We start from the raw sequence: 17,331 nt of genomic DNA on the forward strand, positions 1-17,331 counted from the left end.
TCTCCTACTAGCTCATGAACATGCGGGCTCGTTGGCGCTCGTGGCGCATCTGCGAAATTTCAAGTCCGGGGCTGACGGCCCCGAAGTCGTCCAGCGTGAGGTGACTGATCTCCCCGACGGCGGCAGCGACGTCGTCGGCTGCTTTACGCAGCAATCGCTGGCCGGCGTTCTGTCCCAGCGGAATGGCGCGGACAGCGTTCTGGGCCAGCGAGGTGACCGTCGCGAAAAGGTACGCGGCGAGCGCTTCCGGCAGAGGCACTCCCAGTGAACGCGCGACGACGGCGAACGCCAGCGGCTGGTGGCCGGCAGCACGGCCCTCGGTCACCAGGCTCCGGTACTCCTCCAGCTCGGCAGAAGGAAAGACCTCGGAGCCGATCTCCAGCAGCCGGCCGCCCATCTTGACACTGGCCTCGCGGAGCTGCCGCGGCAGGAGCTGGGCATTCAATAGCTCATCCAGTTCGGCCACGGGGACTCCTTCGTAGAGGAACCGCATGGCCAACCCATCGGAGTAGGTCAGCTGCTGTGAGATAAACGCGCTGAGCCAGACCCGAAAGGACTCCTCATCGTGGATGAGTCCGCGCTCGATGTAGGTCTCAAACCCCAGCGAATGCGCGAACGCCCCAGTAGGAAGGGCAGAATCGGTCAACTGCTGCAGGGCGAGCTGATAACTGCCGCTGGTTGACCCTGTCGGAACCGCGGCGCCTGCCCGACCGGCGGGTGCCCCGGATTCAGTGGCTGTGTTCGGCATGGCGGAACGGGACGCGCATGACACGTTCCTGGCGGTCGTAGGGCACCCCGACGTGTTTGAGATAGTCCTCCACCGTGTGATCGTACTGGCACACCATGACCTCGGCACCGTATTCGGACGAGCCGCCGAAGAACTGCGCCTGCAGGTGGCGGTTGCCAAGGGAGTGCGCCACTACACCCATCTCGTGGATGGTCTGCGGCGCGATGACGAGGACGTCGCTGGGCAGCACGGACACTACGATCATGCTGGCTTCGGCCACGTGCAGGATGTCCCCATCGCGCAGGTCCGCCGAGCCGGCTGAAAGCCGGATGCCGATGTCCTTGCCGTGGTCTGTGGTGACGCGCTGGATGCGCTTGACCAGCTGGGCGCTGGGCAGGACCACTTTTTCCTTATGCAGCCCGGCGTACGGGGCCGTCCCCGCAGGCTGGTCGTGCAGGTTACCGAGGACTTTCTCGATGATCACGCGGGGCTCCTAAAAGAGGAAGTAGCGCTGGGCCATGGGCAGCACGTCCGAGGGTTCGCAGGTGACGTCCTCGCCGTCCACAATCACCTCGTACGTTTCCGGATCCACCTGGATGTCCGGGGTGGCGTCGTTGTACTTGAGGTCGGCCTTGGACAGCGACCGGATGCCGGAGACGGGCCGGATTACCTTCTGCAGGCCCAGCTCCTCCGGCACCCCGGCGTCGATGGCGGCCTGGGACAGGAACGTGATGGAGGACTGCTGCACCGCTTTCCCGTAGGCAGCGAACATCGGGCGCATCGTCCGCGGCTGCGGCGTGGGAATGGAGGCGTTCGCGTCGCCCATCAGGGCGTAGGCGATCTGGCCTCCCTTGAGCACGAGCTCGGGTTTCACGCCGAAGAAGGCCGGATCCCAGAGCACCAGGTCTGCGAACTTGCCCTCCTCCACAGATCCGATGGAGCCGGCCATGCCCTGGGCGATGGCGGCGTTGATGGTGTACTTCGCCACGTAGCGCTTGAGCCGGAAGTTGTCGCTCTCCGCGCCGTTGCCGTTTAGAGCGCCGTGCGTTCCATCGGAAGGATCCTTCAAAACACCGCGCTGCTTCTTCATCTTGTCCGCCACCTGCCAGGTGCGGGTGATCACCTCGCCCACGCGGCCCATGGCTTGGGAATCGGAGGAGGTGATAGCGAAGACCCCGAGGTCCTGCAGGACGTCCTCGGCGGCAATAGTCTCTGCGCGGATGCGGGAGTCCGCGAACGCCACGTCCTCCGGAATGCCCGGGTTGAGGTGGTGGCACACCATGAGCATGTCCAGGTGCTCTTCGATGGTGTTGCGCGTGTACGGCAGCGTCGGGTTTGTAGAGGCGGGCAGGACGTTCGGCAGTCCGGCGATTTTGATGATGTCCGGCGCGTGCCCGCCTCCCGCTCCCTCTGTGTGGAACGTGTGGATGACGCGGCCGCCGATGGCTCTGATAGTGTCCTCCACGAAGCCGCACTCGTTCAGCGTGTCGGTGTGGATGGCCACCTGGACGTCGTATTCGTCGGCCACCTTCAGCGAGTTGTCGATGCAGGAGGTGGTGGAACCCCAGTCCTCGTGGACTTTCAGCCCGATGGCGCCGGCCAGGATCTGCTCCGCCAGCGGTTCGACGGCGGACGCGTGCCCCTTGCCGAACAGTCCGATGTTGATGGGCATCCCTTCGGCGGCCTGCAGCATCCGCTGGATGTGCCACTTGCCCGGGGTGACGGTGGTGGCCTTGGTGCCTTCGGCCGGACCCGTGCCGCCGCCCACCATGGTGGTCACGCCGCTCGCGAGGGCAGTCGGTACCTGGCCCGGGGAGATGAAGTGGATGTGGGTGTCTACGCCGCCGGCGGTGAGGATCTTGCGCTCCCCCGCGATGATCTCTGTGCTGGCCCCGATCACGATGTCCACGCCGTCGGTGATCTGCGGGTTGCCGGCCTTGCCGATCTTGAAGATGTGGCCGTCCTTGAGCGCGACGTCCGCCTTGTAGATGCCGGTGTAGTCCAGGATGACGGCGTTGGTGATTACTGTGTCGGGTATGTCCTCATCCCGGACTGCCTGGCCGTTCTGGCCCATGCCGTCGCGGATTACCTTCCCGCCGCCGAACACCGCTTCCTCGCCGTAGATGGTGAGGTCCTTTTCGATCTCGAGGAACAGTTCGGTGTCCGCCAGACGGATGGCGTCGCCCGTCGTCGGGCCGTAAAGGTCGGCATACTGCTTGCGGGGAAGTTCGAAACTCATTGCGCTCCCCCTGCCGCTGGCTGTGCCGGGTCCAGGCTTCCGTTGACCGCGTTGCTCAGCCCGAAAACCTCGCGGCTGCCCCCGAGCGCGATCAGCCTTACGGTCCGGCTATCGCCGGGCTCGAACCGGGCAGCCGTGCCTGCGGGAATGTCGAGCCGGCGGCCGTGAGCCACCATCCGGTCAAACTCCAGAGCACGGTTCGCCTCGGCGAAGTGGTAGTGCGAGCCCACCTGGACGGGGCGGTCGCCGGTGTTGACAACAACGACGGCGATCGCCTCGCGTCCCGCATTGACGGTCAAGGGTTCGCTCCGCAGGACATACTCTCCCGGAATCATGCTGCCCCTATCGGATGGGATCGTGGACGGTGACGAGCTTGGTGCCGTCAGGGAAGGTCGCTTCGATCTGGACGTCATGGATCATCTCGGGGACACCTTCCATGACGTCGTCGCGGCTCAGGAGGGTGGTTCCGTAGCTCATCAGCTCAGCCACCGTCCGCCCGTCCCGGGCACCTTCGAGCAACTCGTAGCTGATGATTGCCACGGCCTCCGGATAGTTCAGCTGGAGCCCCCGGGACTGGCGGCGGCGGGCGAGGTCGGCGGCGACCACGATCATGAGCTTTTCCTGCTCGCGGGGCAGCAGATGCATTCCGGATTCCCTTCCTCAGCGGGCACCTCCGCATGTCGTGGCAGCGTCCACGGCTGTGCTGCACAGCACCGGCGGTAGTGTGTGATCAGGGTAATCCGCGGAAGTTTCCGCCAGATTTCAAGGATGAATCCGGGCGAAGATAGATCCGGCCCTCGATGGTCAAATGGCGTCGAGGCGTTTCGCGATGTCGTCCGTCGGCAGCACCGGCTGGCGGTATTCGTCCGTCAGAATGCGCAGCATGTCAGCCGCGGCACGCTCGTTGCCTGATGCCATGGCCTCCTCGGCATAGATGACGCGGAAGTTGTGTGCGAAGGCATCGGCCGCGGTCTGGGCGATGCAGTTATGCGTGGCGACACCCGCGAGCACCAGTTCCTCTGCGCCCCAGTTCCGCAGCCTCGCGATGAGGTCGGTCCCGGTGAAGGCGCTGTCGCGTGTTTTGACCAGGCGGGGCAGCCCGTCCACCTCGAGGCCGGGGACAAAATCCGCCTGGTCCGATCCGCGGAAAATGAACCCCTGGTCGTCCTCCAGCATGTTCAGCGACCAGGTGGACTTGTCCCGCTCGTGTTCGGTGCCTACCAGCAGGACCTTAGCCCCCTTCCCGGTAAAGTCGCTGATGAGTCGGTTGCAGGCACGGACCAGTTCCTCCCGACGAGGAGCCAGTCCGGGATCCTCGAAATAGGCGTTCTGCATGTCGATGATCAGGAGTGCAATCATTGCGGTCCTTTCCGTTCTTCCGGCTGCGGGTCTTATATCTCAGATACCCATGAAATCCGCCTGAAAAACGTGCGGGACCAAAGACCCGGACGCCCAGCTGAATCGCTCATGGAATTTCCTCAGGGGGTGGCGACGCCCCAAGTGCATCTCGCAGAAGCCGCATGCACCGCCCCACGCGCAAGAATTTTCCAAGGTGGGGGGCCCACCCTGACTCCAAGGCAAGCTCTGTGGCCGGGCAACGGCGCCTGGCCACAGGGCCGGGACTCCTCGTCGCGGAAAACTGGGGAAACAGGGGGCTGTTGTGTCAAAAGGTCTTAAAGGCGCGCCATCGGAAGGGCATGCCCCGGGGCAGGATTCCCCGGGCGGCCAATTGTTTGCGCTGGTAGCGTCACACCGCGCGGCCGGACTGGACTTCCTTGCCCGGTTGGGCTCGGGCCCCCGGCGGGTCACGTCCGGGGCCGTGACCGGCTCACCGGATGTGTCGGGGGCCGTGGTGCTCTCGACCTGCAACCGGTTCGAGGTCTACTTTGAGCTTGCGGCTGGATCTGACGCGGCTGCTGCACGGGACGGCGTCGTATCAATCATCAGCAGCTGCTCCGGAGTTCCCGAAGGCGAACTGGGCGGATCCTTGGATTTCCTGTCCGGCCACGAGATGACCGAGCACCTCTTTTCGGTGGGTGCCGGCCTGGATTCGGCGGTGGTCGGCGAGCGGGAAATCGCGGGCCAGCTCAGGCGGGCGCTGGTGGCGGCGCAGGAGACAGGTACCGCAGGGGGCGGACTGATCCGGCTGTTCCAGGCGGCATCCCGCGCGTCACGGGACGTCGGCTCCATGACGAAACTGGGTGACGCCGGCCGTTCAATGGTTTCAGTGGCCCTCGACCTGGCGGCAGCCAAGCAGGGCCGCGTCGGCACGGCCGGGCTGTCAGTGGTGGTGATCGGCACGGGCGCCTACGCCGGGTCGACCCTGGCGCTGCTGGCCGCCGGGCACTGCTCCAACGTCTCCGTGTTTTCCTGGTCCGGCCGGGCCGGGGGCTTCGCTGAGAACCGCGGCGCTGCTGCCCTGTCGCAGGCGGAGCTGCCGGCCGCGATCCGAAATGCGGACGTGGTGATCGGCTGCAGCGGCCGCGGATCCCGTCTGGGAACAGACGAGTTCAGGCGCTGGCGGCAGGGCACCCAGGGGCGTCTCGTCGTCGTCGATCTGGCCTTAAGCCGGGACTTTGAACCGGAAACCGGGAACATTCCCGGGATTGACCTGATCACGCTTGAGGACGTGCGGCTCGCATCACCGCGTGAGCACTCCGCCGCGGTTCAGGAGGCCACCGTGCTGGTCCGGCGGGCCTCTCTTCGGTTCGAGGAGGAGCGGCAGGCGCGCCAGATGGATTCCGCGATTGTGGCCTTGCGCAGCCACATGCAGCAGGTGCTCGCGGGTGAGCTGGAGCGGATCCGGAACCAGCATGCCTGCCCCGCCACTGCCGAAGCCGTGGAATTCGCGGTGCGCCGGGTGGTTCGCCAGCTCATGCACATACCCACCGCACGCGCCCGGGAACTCGCGGCCTCCGGCCGTCACGGTGACTATACTGCAGCGCTTGAAGCCCTCTATGGCCTGACCGTCGAACCGGCGGACGCCATCGGACCGGCGGAGCAGGACGTGTGCGGGCAGGAAACGCGGCCGGAATCCGGGCTGGAAGCGGGGAAGGAAAGTCTCACGGCGCGGGCGGGCTGAATGCCATAAGGGTTGCGCTCGGAAAGCCAGGGATCCGCTCTGGCCCGCGCTGCGCGCCGGGTTTAGCGTTTAAGCAGCTTCCACAAGCCCGGCAGGAGGAACTTCCATGGACTCCAGGCACGCACAATCCACCCGTCCGTTCCGCCTCCTCGGGGTGATCGCAGCAGCAGCGGTGCTCGCGGCAACCTCCGGATGCACGGGCGTCACGCAGGGCCCGGAGCCCGGCACCACGCAATCTCCCGGGTCTCCCGCCGCTCAGTCTCCCGGCGGTACCGCATCTGGGGGAACTCAGAGGCAGTCGCCAGGACAGGCAGGTTCCGCCCCCGCTGCTCCGCAGGGCCCGGCCGACATCCCCACGATCGTCACCAATGTCCAGCCGTCGGTGGTGACTGTGTTTACTGGCCGCGGCGGCCTGGGAAGCGGTGTGGTCTACTCCGAGGACGGACTGATCCTCACCAACGAGCATGTGGTGCGCGGAAGCCAGAACGTCGAGGTGGGCTTCGCGGATGGCCGGAGGGTGGCCGGCAAGGTGCGGGCCACCGACGAGATCTCGGACCTTGCACTCGTGGAGGCCGAGCGTACAGGCCTCCCGGCCGCCAAGTTCCAGACCGACCTGCCCCGGATAGGCGAACTGGCCATCGTCATCGGGTCGCCACTGGGATTCGAGAACACCGTGACGTCCGGCATCATCTCCGGACTGCACCGCGAGATCCCGGGCTCGGCGTCGAGCAGCCAGTCCCTCGTGGACCTGATCCAGACCGACGCCGCAATCAGCCCCGGCAACTCCGGCGGCGCGGTGGTAAACGGCCGGGGCGAGGTGATCGGAATCAGCGAGGCCTACATCCCGCCGTCGACCGGTGCGGTTGCCCTTGGTTTTGCGATTCCGGCCGCCACCGCTGTTAAGGTCGCGGACCAGCTCCGCGAGGACGGCACCGCCGACCACGCATTCATCGGCCTGGGGCTGGCGGAGATTACCGAGCCGATCGCCAACGAACTCGGCCTGCCCGACACCCGAGGGGCGCTGGCGCTTTCCGTCCAGGAGGGCGGTCCGGCGGCGAAAGCCGGCATGCGTGCCGGCGACGTGATCATAAGGCTCGACGGCGATGAGGTCGCGTCTCCGGAGGACCTGCTGGCAGCACTGCGGAGCAAGAGCCCAGGCCAGGCCGTGACGGTTGAATTTCGGCGGGGAACGGAAACACAGGAGGTCAAGGTCCAGCTGGTTGCCCGCCCGGCTTCCTAGCGGGCGTCCTGAGCAGGCATAAAGCAAGGGGCCCCGCCGTTGCCGGCGGAGCCCCTTGGCTGGTTCAGAAGTACGTCATTCAGCGTCAGCCGAGCTGGCCGCGCAGGCGTTCCAGCTCGGTCTTGGTCACGGGCAGGACCGTGCCATGGCGGGGAGCGCGGGGCAGCTCATAGTTGGTTGACAGCTTCCAGTCCGGGTTTTCGAGGCTCGTGCTTTCGAGGGGAATGTAGCCACGGCCGCCGAATTCGTCGACGAACAGGTAGTACTTCTCCTCGGTGTTGGACTTAAAGACGGTGGGCCCTTCCACGCCACCCGTTCCGGCATTCTTGCCGATGCAGTTGCCCATCAGCGTCCAGTTGCGCGGGTTCGTGGCGGGCAGGTCAACGGCCAGCAGGTCGTCCGACTTTTCCTGCATGACGTCTAGGCAACCGGAGACACGGCCCTCATCCTTGGTGAACCGGTAGAAGGTGTCACCCTCCTTGATGACTGTGGAGTCGATCACCGAGTTGCCGGGGTCGTTCCACACCTTGGCCTCGGTGAACGTGCGGAAGTCACGCGTGGTGGAGTACATCATCTTGTTGTGCGTGCCGCCGGTGTGGTTGGGGTCGCTCCCGGCGTAGATCTTGGAGGCCCAGTACACGACGTAGGCGCCAATCTTCTCGTCGTAGTGCGCTTCCGGCGCCCAGGTGTTACCCGCGGCGTCCGGCGAGACCTTCACGTGCCGCTGTTCGGACCAGTTCACCAGGTCCGTCGACTCCCACACCTCGATGTACTGGCTGCCCTGGCGCTGCGAGGAATCCCAGCTGGTGCCGCTGCCGATGGAGAGGTCCGTGGCGATCATGTAGAACTTGTCGCCCTCCGGGGAGCGGATGATGAACGGATCGCGCAGGCCCTTCGTGCCGAGGCCCGACTTGAGGACCGGCTTTCCGCCGTTCAGTTCGTCCCACTTCAGCGCGTCGTTGCCGCGGCTGGCGGCCATGAAGATGTTCTCCCCGGCAAGATCATTGCCGGTGAAGTATGCGAAGGCATAGCCCTCCTTGGCCTCCGCGTTCGGCAGCGGCAGCACAGTTACGCGGAACTTCTTCCTGACCTTCGTCTTGCCGATGCTGACGGTCGCGTGCAGGTTGAGTTTCGCCGGTTCGCTGCCGTACGCGGGGCGGGTGACCTCGCCGGTGGCCGTGATCACCGGCTCGTCGCTCGACTCCCATGCCACCTTGGTGCCGTGCAGCCCGGCCGTGGGAAGCGTGACGTTTCCACGGATGGCATTGGCGTCCCACACATTCAGGGCGGTGGAGGCCTCACTGACCTTCTGCACGTCGCTGATGTCCTCCAGCACCGTGATTGAGAACGTCTTGGTGGCCGCGGCTTCCCCTGAGGCCGCCGTTGCTGTCAGCGTCACAGCGACGTTTCCTGTTCCGTGGGCAGGCCGGGTTACGGCTCCCTGCGGGGAGACGACGGCGGGGTCCGAGGACGACCAGGTGTAGGCCGAACCGTTGGGCCCGGCGAGGGGCAGCTTCAGGTTGGCCGTCACGGCGGAGGTGTCCCCAAGCGAGAGCTCCTGCAGGTCGAGGGCAACGCGCTGCTCCGGGGAAACGTACCCGAGCTCGCGGACTTCGCCGGCTGACAGGGCGCGGTTGTAGATACGGAAGTCGCGGACCTGGCCCTTGAGGTACTTGTCACCGCTGTAGACAGACCGCCCGAGGTAGTTGGCCGTCGTCGTTCCGCCCCCGATGCTCCCGGGCGTGATGGTGACGCCGGTCCTCCGGGCGACCTCGGTGCCGTCCTCGTAGAGGACGGCGGTTCCCCAGCCCAGGGTGTAGGTGATGGTCTTCCAGGCGCCACGTGCCAGGTCCCGGTTGGCGCTGGTGGTCTGCTCGGTTGCCCAGTTGCCGCTGGCGATGGAGGTCCGGTAGGAATTGCCGGTGGTGAAGAGGTAGCCGTTGCCGGTGCCGTTGGTGGTGTTGCCCATCCCCCAGATGAAGTAAGGGGTGCCCTGATCGGGTGCGATTTTGACTTCTGTGGAGACCGTGATCGAGTTCAGTCCGCGCATGACGTCGCCAGGCAGGCGGACATGTCCGTTTGTTCCGCCGAGCTGGAGGCCTTCGCTGCCCAGCCGCGTGGCGTCACCGCTGATCGTGCCGTCGCGGCCGTTCCCGGAACTGTCTTCCGCGACGGTCCCCGCAGCTTCCGTCAGGTTGTATTTCAGGACCAGCCCGTCGTCGACGGCGGCGGAGGCTGGCGCTGCAGCGGCCAGACCGCCGAGCGCCAGCGCTGCGGCGGTAATCAGTGCCGGACCCGTGCGGGCCCGTGAGTGGGTAGGGAGCATTGAGACACTTTCGTTCGGGCGGCAGGAGCCGCAGTGGTTGGAACGCGCCGGTTGGAAAGGGGAAGGCCCGGCTGTTCAGTCCAGCCGGGCCTCCCGGTCAAAGCCGCGGCTTTGGTGTGCCGCCTACTTCCGGGCTTCTGCGAGCCGGATGAAGGTGACGGACTTTGGCTCGAACTCGTAGGTGAACTGCGTGCCGGCTCCGCTGAAGGTGCTGGCGGCCGGGGCGAGGTTTTGCCCGTCCGCGGTCTGCGTGAGGGTGGTGACCGCGGCCGTGGTGCTGATGTTGGCCGCGCCCGTGACCTTGATGTCAACAGGGGTCGGTGCGGTTGAGGTGTTGACCACCTTCACGATCGTGTCGCCCGACTCAGCGTCCTTCGTGACAACGGAATAGACGGGGTCGGCCTGCGTATCGTCCACCGTGCCCCACAGAACGTTGTCGAGGTACAGCTTGGCGATACGGCCGGTGACCTCGATCCTGATGTCGTATTCGCGTCCCGTTTCGATCACGGTGTTCTTTTCGATGACGTTGGTCTTGCCGCCGTTGACGGCCTTCTCGACGACGGACTTCGAGTTGTTCCAGCCGCCCAGGTTCCACCAGAAGTAGTTTCCGGTGTCCTTGACGCCGAAGGATACGAGGAAGCCTTCCGAGCCAGCCAGTTTTGTAGCCTTGGTGTTGAGCGTGTAGTTGCTCCAGTCCGCGCTTCCGGCCGTCATCATGGTGTTCTGGGCGGTGGTGCTTGACTGGACGTAGGCGCCGTCCTGGATGGACCAGGATCCGGTGCCGTTGCCGGTCCACCCCGCCGCCGTGCCCGAGAAGTCGTCACTGAACAGAGTGGTGCCGTCCTGGCCGGTGACCTTGACGTCGTCATACCGTGCGGAGGTGGCCCAGGTGGACAGGCCGATCTTGCCGGAAATCGGCACCACGGTGGAGGCCGGGTTGTCCTGCGTGCTCGGCACAACCTGCGTGCCGACGTTGTTCATGAACAGCTTTTGGACCTCGTAGTTGGGAGTGGTCCGGACGGACGTGCCGTTGAAGAACATCAGGTCCGGGCTCCACTGGATGTTGGCCTCGTTCGCAATCAGCGGTGCGTAGGAGGCCATCTTGACCACGTCCGCGTTCCGTTCGAGGCCGGTCATGTAGGAGGCTTCGGCGAGGGCGTTGTCCGGCTTGTTCCCGCGCGATGCGTACTCACCGAGGAATACTTTGTAGCTGTTGCGGTCGTAGGAGTCGTAGCGGTCGTTGTTGTTCAGGAACCAGGACGGTTCGTTGTAGTAGTGCTCGTCGACGAAGTCGACACCCGTCTCTGCGTTGAATTTGGAGAGGTCGTCGAATTCAGGGCCCTGGCTGAACGGCCCGGTGTTTCCGATGATTCTGATCTCGGGGTGCGCCTTCCGGACGGCGTTGTAGAACTGGGTGAAGTATTCCTTGAACTCCGGCTTGTACTCCTCGTTTCCCAGCCCGATGCGGTCCAGGTTGTACGGCTCAGGATGGCCGTAGGCGATGCGCTTGGCACCCCATTCCGTGCTGGCGTCGCCATTGGCGAACTCGATCAAGTCAAGCGTGTCCTGGATATAGCGGTCCAGGGTTGCCTGGTCCGGCGCCTGCTTGGTGTCGCCGCAGCCGGTTACGCCTACCGGCACCACAGGCACGGGGACGGCCCCCAGGTCCTCTGCCCACTGGAAGTACTCCATGTAGCCCAGTCCGTAGGTCTGGTTATAACCCCAGAAGTTACGGTTTGCCGGGCGCTGCTCCACCGGACCGACGGTGTCTTTCCACTGGTAGGTGCGGGCCCGGGTGTAGTTGGGGGCGGAGTACGTGTCGTAGCTTCCGGTGTTGACGATGCAGCCGCCGGGGAAGCGCAGGAATCCGGGGTTCAGGTCAGCAATCTTCTCGGCAAGGTCCTTGCGGAGGCCGTTTTCCCTGCCGTTCCAGGTGTCCTTGGGGAAGAGGGAGATCATGTCGAGCCGCACGGTGCCGGTGCCCTGGACAAGTGTGGCGAGCCGCCCGGCGCCCGTGGAGGACTTGGGCGAGAGGCTCACCTCGTATTTGGCCCAGCGGTCACCCTTGACCTTGATGGTGGCGATGTCCAGACGGGCGCCTTCCGGGGTCTCCAGGGTGACGGCAAGAGTGGATCCGGCAGCGTTGGAGGTACGGGCCCACACCGAATAGTTGTACTTCCTGTGTGCCTCGAGCTTCTGCCCTGCGTTCCAGCCGCTGTTGCGCACACCCACTCCGGCGCCGCTTCCCGCGCCGGCAGCACTGGCGTCAATCTGCAGGTAGTTCCGGTTCTTTTCGTTCAGCCGATTAGCGTCATTGACGACGGCGACTGTTCCGTCACTGCCCCGCCGCAGGGTTTCCCACGCTGTCATTGGCGTGTAGGTGCGGTTATCGGCTGAGTTGAATTCAAAGGATCTGTTTTGGACGAGTTCCGCGTAGATGCCGCCGTCGGCGCCCTGGTTGATGTCCTCGTAAAAGGCTCCGTACATGGTCGAATCAATCGACGGCCCGGTTCCGGCGGCGTTGATGCTGATGGTCCGGTTCTCACTGGACTCGGCGTTCGCGCCCAAGGCTGGCGCCAACGACAGCAGCGCTGCCGCCAGTGAGCCCGCAAGCACCATGGTGCATGCCCGTCGTGCGGGTATTGATGGTTTGGATGGCATGGAAGGGATGGCCTTTCTCCTTTGAACGGTTCGCCGGCGCTTTGAACCAGCGGCACGGCAGCATTCCCTGCTGCAGCTGCACGGCGGCGTCAGAGCATTGCCCGCGTCAGGACGGACGACGTCGGTCTGGCTGCAGTGCCGTTCCGGAAGTGTGAACGCTAACAACCGCTGCCGGACATGAGTATTCGGCATCTCCCCGCCGTTGTAAAGGAGGGTCTGGAAAATTGGCGGGCCCACTACGAACGCTTGGAAAATGTGACTGGAGCTACTTGACGCGCCTAATTGTTAGCGTTCACAATGAGTCGCAGAGCGCATCAGCTCACTTGCAGCAACGGCGGTGTTAGAAGTCTCCCGCCTGCATGTAACTACGCTTCCGGGAGGATGTTGTGTTTAAGAAATCCCTGCTTGCGGTGGCCGCCGCATCAATGCTTACCCTCACTGCCTGCGGCGGAACCGCTGGCGCTGGCAGCGCTGCCGGCAACTCCGGTGACGACAAGATCACCATGGGCTTCGCCCAGGTGGGCGCCGAAAGCGGCTGGCGGACCGCCAACACCAAGTCGGTCCAGGATTCGGCGAAGAAAGCCGGAGTGGACCTGAAATTCTCCGATGCCCAGCAGAAGCAGGAGAACCAGATCAAGGCTATCCGCTCCTATATCCAGCAGAAGGTGGACGTCATCGCCTTCTCACCCGTGGTGGAGTCGGGCTGGGACACGGTCCTGAAGGAAGCCAAGAACGCCAAGATTCCGGTCATCCTGACGGACCGGGCCGTGGACTCCTCGGACAAGACGCTGTACAAGACCTTCCTTGGCTCTGACTTCGTGGAGGAAGGCAAGAAGGCAGGAACCTGGCTGGTCGAGGAGTCCAAGTCCGCAACCGACACCGTGAACATCGTGGAAATCCAGGGCACCACGGGATCCGCACCGGCGAATGACCGCAAGGAAGGGTTCGAGGAGGCCATCAAGGCAGACCCGAAGCTGAAGATCATCGCCTCCCAGAGCGGTGATTTCACCCGCAGCGGGGGCAAGCAGGTCATGGAGGCCTTCCTCAAGAACAACGCGGACATCGACGTCGTGTTCGCCCACAACGACGACGAGGGCCTGGGTGCCATCGAGGCGATCGAAGCGGCCGGCAAGGTTCCCGGCAAGGACATCAAGATCATCACGATCGACGCCGTGAAGGACGGCATGACCGCCCTGAGCAACGGCAAGATCAACTACATCGTCGAGTGCAGCCCGATGCTCGGCGACCAGCTCATGGATCTGGCCAAGAAGGTAGTGGCAGGCGAAAGCGTGCCGGAGCGCGTCGTCACCGAGGAGACCACCTTCACGCAGGAGCAGGCCAAGCAGGTTCTGGCCAGCCGCCCCTATTAAGCCGCAGCGTCCCTGAACGTCCGTGCGGACCGCCGCATGGCAAGACACAGCGCGGCACGGCAGCCCGCCGCACGGCAGGCCCAGCACAGAAAAGACATGAGGATGAACGAAATCGTTCCGGTCGTCGAGATGGCCGACATAGCTATTGGATTCCCAGGAGTTAAGGCGCTCGACGGCGTTGACTTCCGCCTCTTTCAAGGTGAAGTCCACGCCCTGATGGGAGAGAACGGCGCCGGCAAGTCCACACTGATCAAGGCCCTCACCGGCGTGTACACCATTGATTCCGGCACCATCACGGTGCTGGGCGAACAGAAGCGGTTCTCAACGCCCGGAGAATCGCAGGCGGCCGGCATCAGCACCGTCTACCAGGAAGTCAACCTCTGCCCCAACCTCACTGTTGAAGAAAACGTGCTGCTGGGCCGCGAGCCGCGCCGCCGCGGTTCCATCGACTGGAAAGGCGTGCGGTCCCGGACTCGGGAGGTCCTGGCCGAGCTGCAGCTGGACCACATCGATCCCGGATCGCTGCTGTCCACCCATTCCATCGCCGTCCAGCAGCTGATCGCCATCGCCCGCTCGGTGGAGATCAACGCCAAGGTCCTCATTCTGGATGAACCGACGTCGAGCCTAGACGCCGACGAGGTCAGCCAGCTGTTCCGCGTCATCAGGGACCTCCGCGACCGCGGCGTCGCCATTCTGTTCGTCTCCCATTTCCTGGAACAGGTCTACGAGATCTCGGACCGCATGACCGTCCTCCGGAACGGCAAACTCGTGGGCGAATACATGACCCGAGACCTCTCCCGCATGAGCCTTATCTCGAAGATGATCGGCAAGGACATGGAGGTTCTCGCCGAACTGGACCAGGCTCCTGCCCGGACGCGCGCCAGCAACGGCGTGGGCGGAACACCCTTCATCGAGGCCCGGGGGCTCGGCAGGAAAGGGTCGGTATCCGGCGTCGACCTGTCCATCCATCCGGGTGAGGTTGTGGGCCTGGCCGGTCTGCTCGGTGCCGGCCGGACTGAGATTGCCCGGCTCATTTTCGGTGCCGACAAGGCCGACCAAGGCTCCATCAAGGTCAAGGGCACCAGCCAGAAGATCCGTTCCCCGCGCGCGGCGATCGACAAGCGCATTGCCTTCTGCTCGGAGGACCGCAAAGAGGAAGGGCTCATCGGAGACCTGCCCGTGCGCGACAACCTCGTTCTGGCGATGCAGGCCAGCAAGGGCTGGGCGCGCCGCATCCCGCGCCGCGTCCAGGACGAACTGGTGGCCGAATACATCGAAGCCCTCGACATCCGGCCGGCCAACCCCGACGCACTTATCCGCAACCTCAGCGGCGGGAACCAGCAGAAAGTGCTCCTCGCACGCTGGCTGGTCACCCATCCCGAACTCCTGATCCTCGACGAGCCGACGCGCGGCATCGACATCGGGGCGAAAACCCAGATCCAGAAGCTCGTCAACCAGCTCGCGGCGGACGGGATGTCCATCCTCTTCATCTCGTCGGAGCTCGAGGAAGTCCTGCGCGTGAGCGACCGCATCGCCGTGATCAAGGACAGGACCATGGTTGCCGAAATTCGTAACGACGACGTCTCCGTGGAAGACGTCATGACGGTCATCGCCGGAGGTGCCCAGTGAAGTCCCTTCTCAAACACCGCCTTGCGTGGCCGGTGATCGCCCTCGCCGCGTTGCTGCTGCTGAACCAGGTGTTCCGGCCAGACTTCCTGAGCCTCAGGATGCAGGACGGGCACCTCTACGGCAGCCTCATCGACATCATGCGCAACGGCGCTCCGACCATCCTTATTGCATTGGGAATGACCCTCGTCATCGCCACCAGGGGCATCGACCTGTCGGTAGGCGCAGTGGTGGCGATCGCCGGCGCGGCTTCGTGCGCGTACATCGCAGCCGCTCCTGATCCCGGTTCGCCGGTGACGGCCGCCGTAGCCGTTCTCATCGCCGTGATCGCCGGCCTGGTCCTCGGCGTGTGGAACGGATTCCTGGTGTCCACCATCGGAGTGCAGCCGATCATCGCCACCCTGGTACTCATGACGGCGGGCCGCGGCGTGGCCCAGCTCATCACCGGCGGCCAGATCGTCTCCGTGTCGAACGACCATTACAAGTCGATCGGCGCCGGGTACCTGTTCACCCTGCCGATCTCCATCCTCATAACGGCGGCAGTGTTCGCTTCGGCGGCCGTCCTCACCCGGCGCACTGCGCTGGGAACCCTGATTGAAGCCGTCGGCATCAACCCCGTCGCCAGCCGCCTGGCCGGGCTCCGCTCCCGGAACATCATCTGGATCGTCTATATCTTCAGTGCCGTCTGCGCCGCGATCGCCGGCCTGATGATCAGCTCCAACGTCACGGCGGCCGACGCGAACAATGCCGGCCTGTATATCGAGATGGACGCCATCCTGGCGGTGGTCATCGGTGGCACCTCGCTGGCAGGCGGGCGGTACACCCTGGTGGGGACCGTCGTCGGGGCCTTCATCATCCAGACGCTGACCACCACTGTCTACACCCTGGGCATCCCGCCGGAGGTGACCCTGGTGTTCAAGGCCCTCGTCGTCATCACCGTTTGCCTCCTGCAGGCGCCGAAGGCGCGGAACCTGCTCAGCCGCCTTAGGGCGGCGCCCAAGCCCGCCGCCAAGGAAGCCGCAAAGGAAAAGGTCGCAATCTAATGTCCCTCCTCTCCACGCTTACGCCCCTGACCGTCAAGAAGCCGTCACCGGCGCGCACCCGCCTGCGCGGAGGCGCCCGCTACGCCCCAACCCTTGCGACCGTGGGCCTGTTCATCGCCATGTTTGCCGTGGGAGCCGGCATGTACCCGAGCTTCCTCTCGGGGCAGGTGTTCCTGAACCTGTTCATCGACAACACCTTCCTCATTGTGCTCGCCGTCGGCATGACCTTTGTGATTCTCACCGGCGGCATCGACCTTTCGGTGGGGGCCGTCGTGGCACTGTCCATGATGGTGAGCGCCACGCTCCTCCAGCAGGGCTGGAATCCCGGGGCCGTCATCGTCCTGGTGCTGCTCATCGGCGGCGGACTCGGGCTCCTGATGGGGCTGATCATCCAGTACTTCGACATCCAGCCCTTCATCGTCACCCTGGCCGGCATGTTTCTGGCCCGCGGCCTCTGCTACGTCATCAGCCTCGACTCCATCCCGGTTAACGAGCCGTTCTTCACGGGCATGGCCCAAGCGCAGATTCCCCTTCCCGGGGACCTCTTCGTCTCGCCGGGCGTCCTGCTGGCCCTCGGGATCGTGGCCGTGGCCTTCTTCATCCTGCACCACACGCGTTTCGGCCGGACCGTCTATGCGATCGGCGGCAACGAGCACTCCGCGATGCTGATGGGCCTGCCGGTGAAGGCCACCAAGATCCTGGTCTACGCGCTGAGCGGCCTCTGCTCCGCGATCGCCGGCATCCTGTTCTCCTTCTACAGCCTCTCCGGCTACAGCCTCGCCGCCCAGGGCATGGAACTCGACGCCATCGCGGCCGTGGTCATCGGCGGCACGCTGCTGACCGGCGGCACCGGCTATGTCCTGGGATCGGTCGTCGGGGTGCTCGTGCTCGGGATTGTCCAGACCTTCATCGCCTACGACGGAACCCTCAGTTCCTGGTGGACGAAGATCGTCATCGGCGGACTGCTCCTCGTCTTCATCCTGCTGCAGCGGCTCTTCGCCAGGAAAGCTGCCTGAC

The 17,331-nt window shown here is 64.7% G+C and carries 15 protein-coding genes; 7 read left to right on the forward strand and 8 right to left on the reverse strand.

Annotated features, from left to right (window positions below; genetic code table 11):
* Nucleotides 1–7: 7 nt before the first annotated feature.
* The 6 genes from ACIP9X_RS01855 to ACIP9X_RS01880 form a co-directional block, all read right to left on the reverse strand.
* Nucleotides 8–748, reverse strand: coding sequence for an urease accessory protein UreF (locus ACIP9X_RS01855; protein ID WP_400478012.1), 741 nt, complete (start codon nt 746–748; stop codon nt 8–10).
* Complete coding sequence (gene ureE / locus ACIP9X_RS01860; protein WP_400478013.1) at nt 729–1,211, reverse strand: urease accessory protein UreE; 483 nt, start codon at nt 1,209–1,211, stop codon at nt 729–731. Before ureE ends, ACIP9X_RS01855 begins: the two co-directional genes overlap by 20 nt.
* A gap of 9 nt (nt 1,212–1,220) precedes the next feature.
* Nucleotides 1,221–2,966 carry an urease subunit alpha gene (ureC, locus tag ACIP9X_RS01865; RefSeq protein ID WP_400478014.1) on the reverse strand — a complete coding sequence of 582 codons (1,746 nt, stop codon included), beginning with the start codon at nt 2,964–2,966 and terminating at the stop codon, nt 1,221–1,223.
* Entirely contained in the window at nt 2,963–3,301 is a 339-nt protein-coding gene (locus ACIP9X_RS01870; RefSeq protein ID WP_400478015.1) for an urease subunit beta, read from the reverse strand. Before ACIP9X_RS01870 ends, ureC begins: the two co-directional genes overlap by 4 nt.
* A gap of 7 nt (nt 3,302–3,308) precedes the next feature.
* On the reverse strand, nt 3,309–3,611 hold the full coding sequence (locus tag ACIP9X_RS01875; protein WP_400478016.1) for an urease subunit gamma: 303 nt from the start codon (nt 3,609–3,611) through the stop codon (nt 3,309–3,311).
* 159 nt (nt 3,612–3,770) lie between these two features.
* A complete protein-coding gene (locus tag ACIP9X_RS01880) occupies nt 3,771–4,325 on the reverse strand; it encodes a cysteine hydrolase family protein (protein ID WP_400478017.1) in 555 nt (184 codons plus the stop codon).
* A 370-nt stretch (nt 4,326–4,695) separates the two neighbouring features.
* Here ACIP9X_RS01880 and ACIP9X_RS01885 point away from each other — a divergent pair, with 370 nt between their 5' ends.
* Entirely contained in the window at nt 4,696–6,048 is a 1,353-nt protein-coding gene (locus tag ACIP9X_RS01885) for a glutamyl-tRNA reductase (RefSeq protein WP_400478018.1), read from the forward strand.
* Between the two features lie 106 nt (nt 6,049–6,154).
* Nucleotides 6,155–7,288: a S1C family serine protease gene (locus tag ACIP9X_RS01890; protein WP_400478019.1), complete on the forward strand. Its 1,134-nt coding sequence runs from the start codon at nt 6,155–6,157 to the stop codon at nt 7,286–7,288.
* 85 nt (nt 7,289–7,373) lie between these two features.
* Here the strand turns inward: ACIP9X_RS01890 and ACIP9X_RS01895 are convergent, their stop codons facing one another.
* Both ACIP9X_RS01895 and ACIP9X_RS01900 read right to left on the reverse strand, forming a co-directional pair.
* The gene (locus tag ACIP9X_RS01895; RefSeq protein ID WP_400478020.1) at nt 7,374–9,614 is read right to left on the reverse strand and encodes an immunoglobulin-like domain-containing protein; all 2,241 of its coding nucleotides are present in this window, start codon (nt 9,612–9,614) and stop codon (nt 7,374–7,376) included.
* 123 nt (nt 9,615–9,737) lie between these two features.
* Complete coding sequence (locus ACIP9X_RS01900; protein WP_400478021.1) at nt 9,738–12,101, reverse strand: alpha-L-arabinofuranosidase C-terminal domain-containing protein; 2,364 nt, start codon at nt 12,099–12,101, stop codon at nt 9,738–9,740.
* Here ACIP9X_RS01900 and ACIP9X_RS01905 point away from each other — a divergent pair.
* From ACIP9X_RS01905 to yjfF, 5 genes are all read left to right on the forward strand, one after another.
* The gene (locus tag ACIP9X_RS01905; RefSeq protein WP_400478022.1) at nt 12,100–12,300 is read left to right on the forward strand and encodes a hypothetical protein; all 201 of its coding nucleotides are present in this window, start codon (nt 12,100–12,102) and stop codon (nt 12,298–12,300) included. The genes ACIP9X_RS01900 and ACIP9X_RS01905 overlap by 2 nt on opposite strands.
* Before the next feature lie 361 nt (nt 12,301–12,661).
* Nucleotides 12,662–13,645, forward strand: a complete 984-nt coding sequence (locus ACIP9X_RS01910; protein ID WP_400478023.1) for an ABC transporter substrate-binding protein — start codon at nt 12,662–12,664, stop codon at nt 13,643–13,645.
* 102 nt (nt 13,646–13,747) lie between these two features.
* Nucleotides 13,748–15,274, forward strand: coding sequence for a sugar ABC transporter ATP-binding protein (locus tag ACIP9X_RS01915; RefSeq protein ID WP_400478522.1), 1,527 nt, complete (start codon nt 13,748–13,750; stop codon nt 15,272–15,274).
* Nucleotides 15,271–16,314 carry an ABC transporter permease gene (locus ACIP9X_RS01920; protein WP_400478024.1) on the forward strand — a complete coding sequence of 348 codons (1,044 nt, stop codon included), beginning with the start codon at nt 15,271–15,273 and terminating at the stop codon, nt 16,312–16,314. The genes ACIP9X_RS01915 and ACIP9X_RS01920 overlap by 4 nt, the downstream gene beginning before the upstream one ends.
* Nucleotides 16,314–17,330 carry a galactofuranose ABC transporter, permease protein YjfF gene (gene yjfF, locus ACIP9X_RS01925; RefSeq protein WP_400478025.1) on the forward strand — a complete coding sequence of 339 codons (1,017 nt, stop codon included), beginning with the start codon at nt 16,314–16,316 and terminating at the stop codon, nt 17,328–17,330. The genes ACIP9X_RS01920 and yjfF overlap by 1 nt, the downstream gene beginning before the upstream one ends.
* The last annotated feature ends 1 nt before the right edge of the window (nt 17,331 follow it).

It is taken from the genome of Arthrobacter sp. NPDC093125 (assembly GCF_044754225.1).
GTDB lineage: Bacteria > Actinomycetota > Actinomycetes > Actinomycetales > Micrococcaceae > Arthrobacter.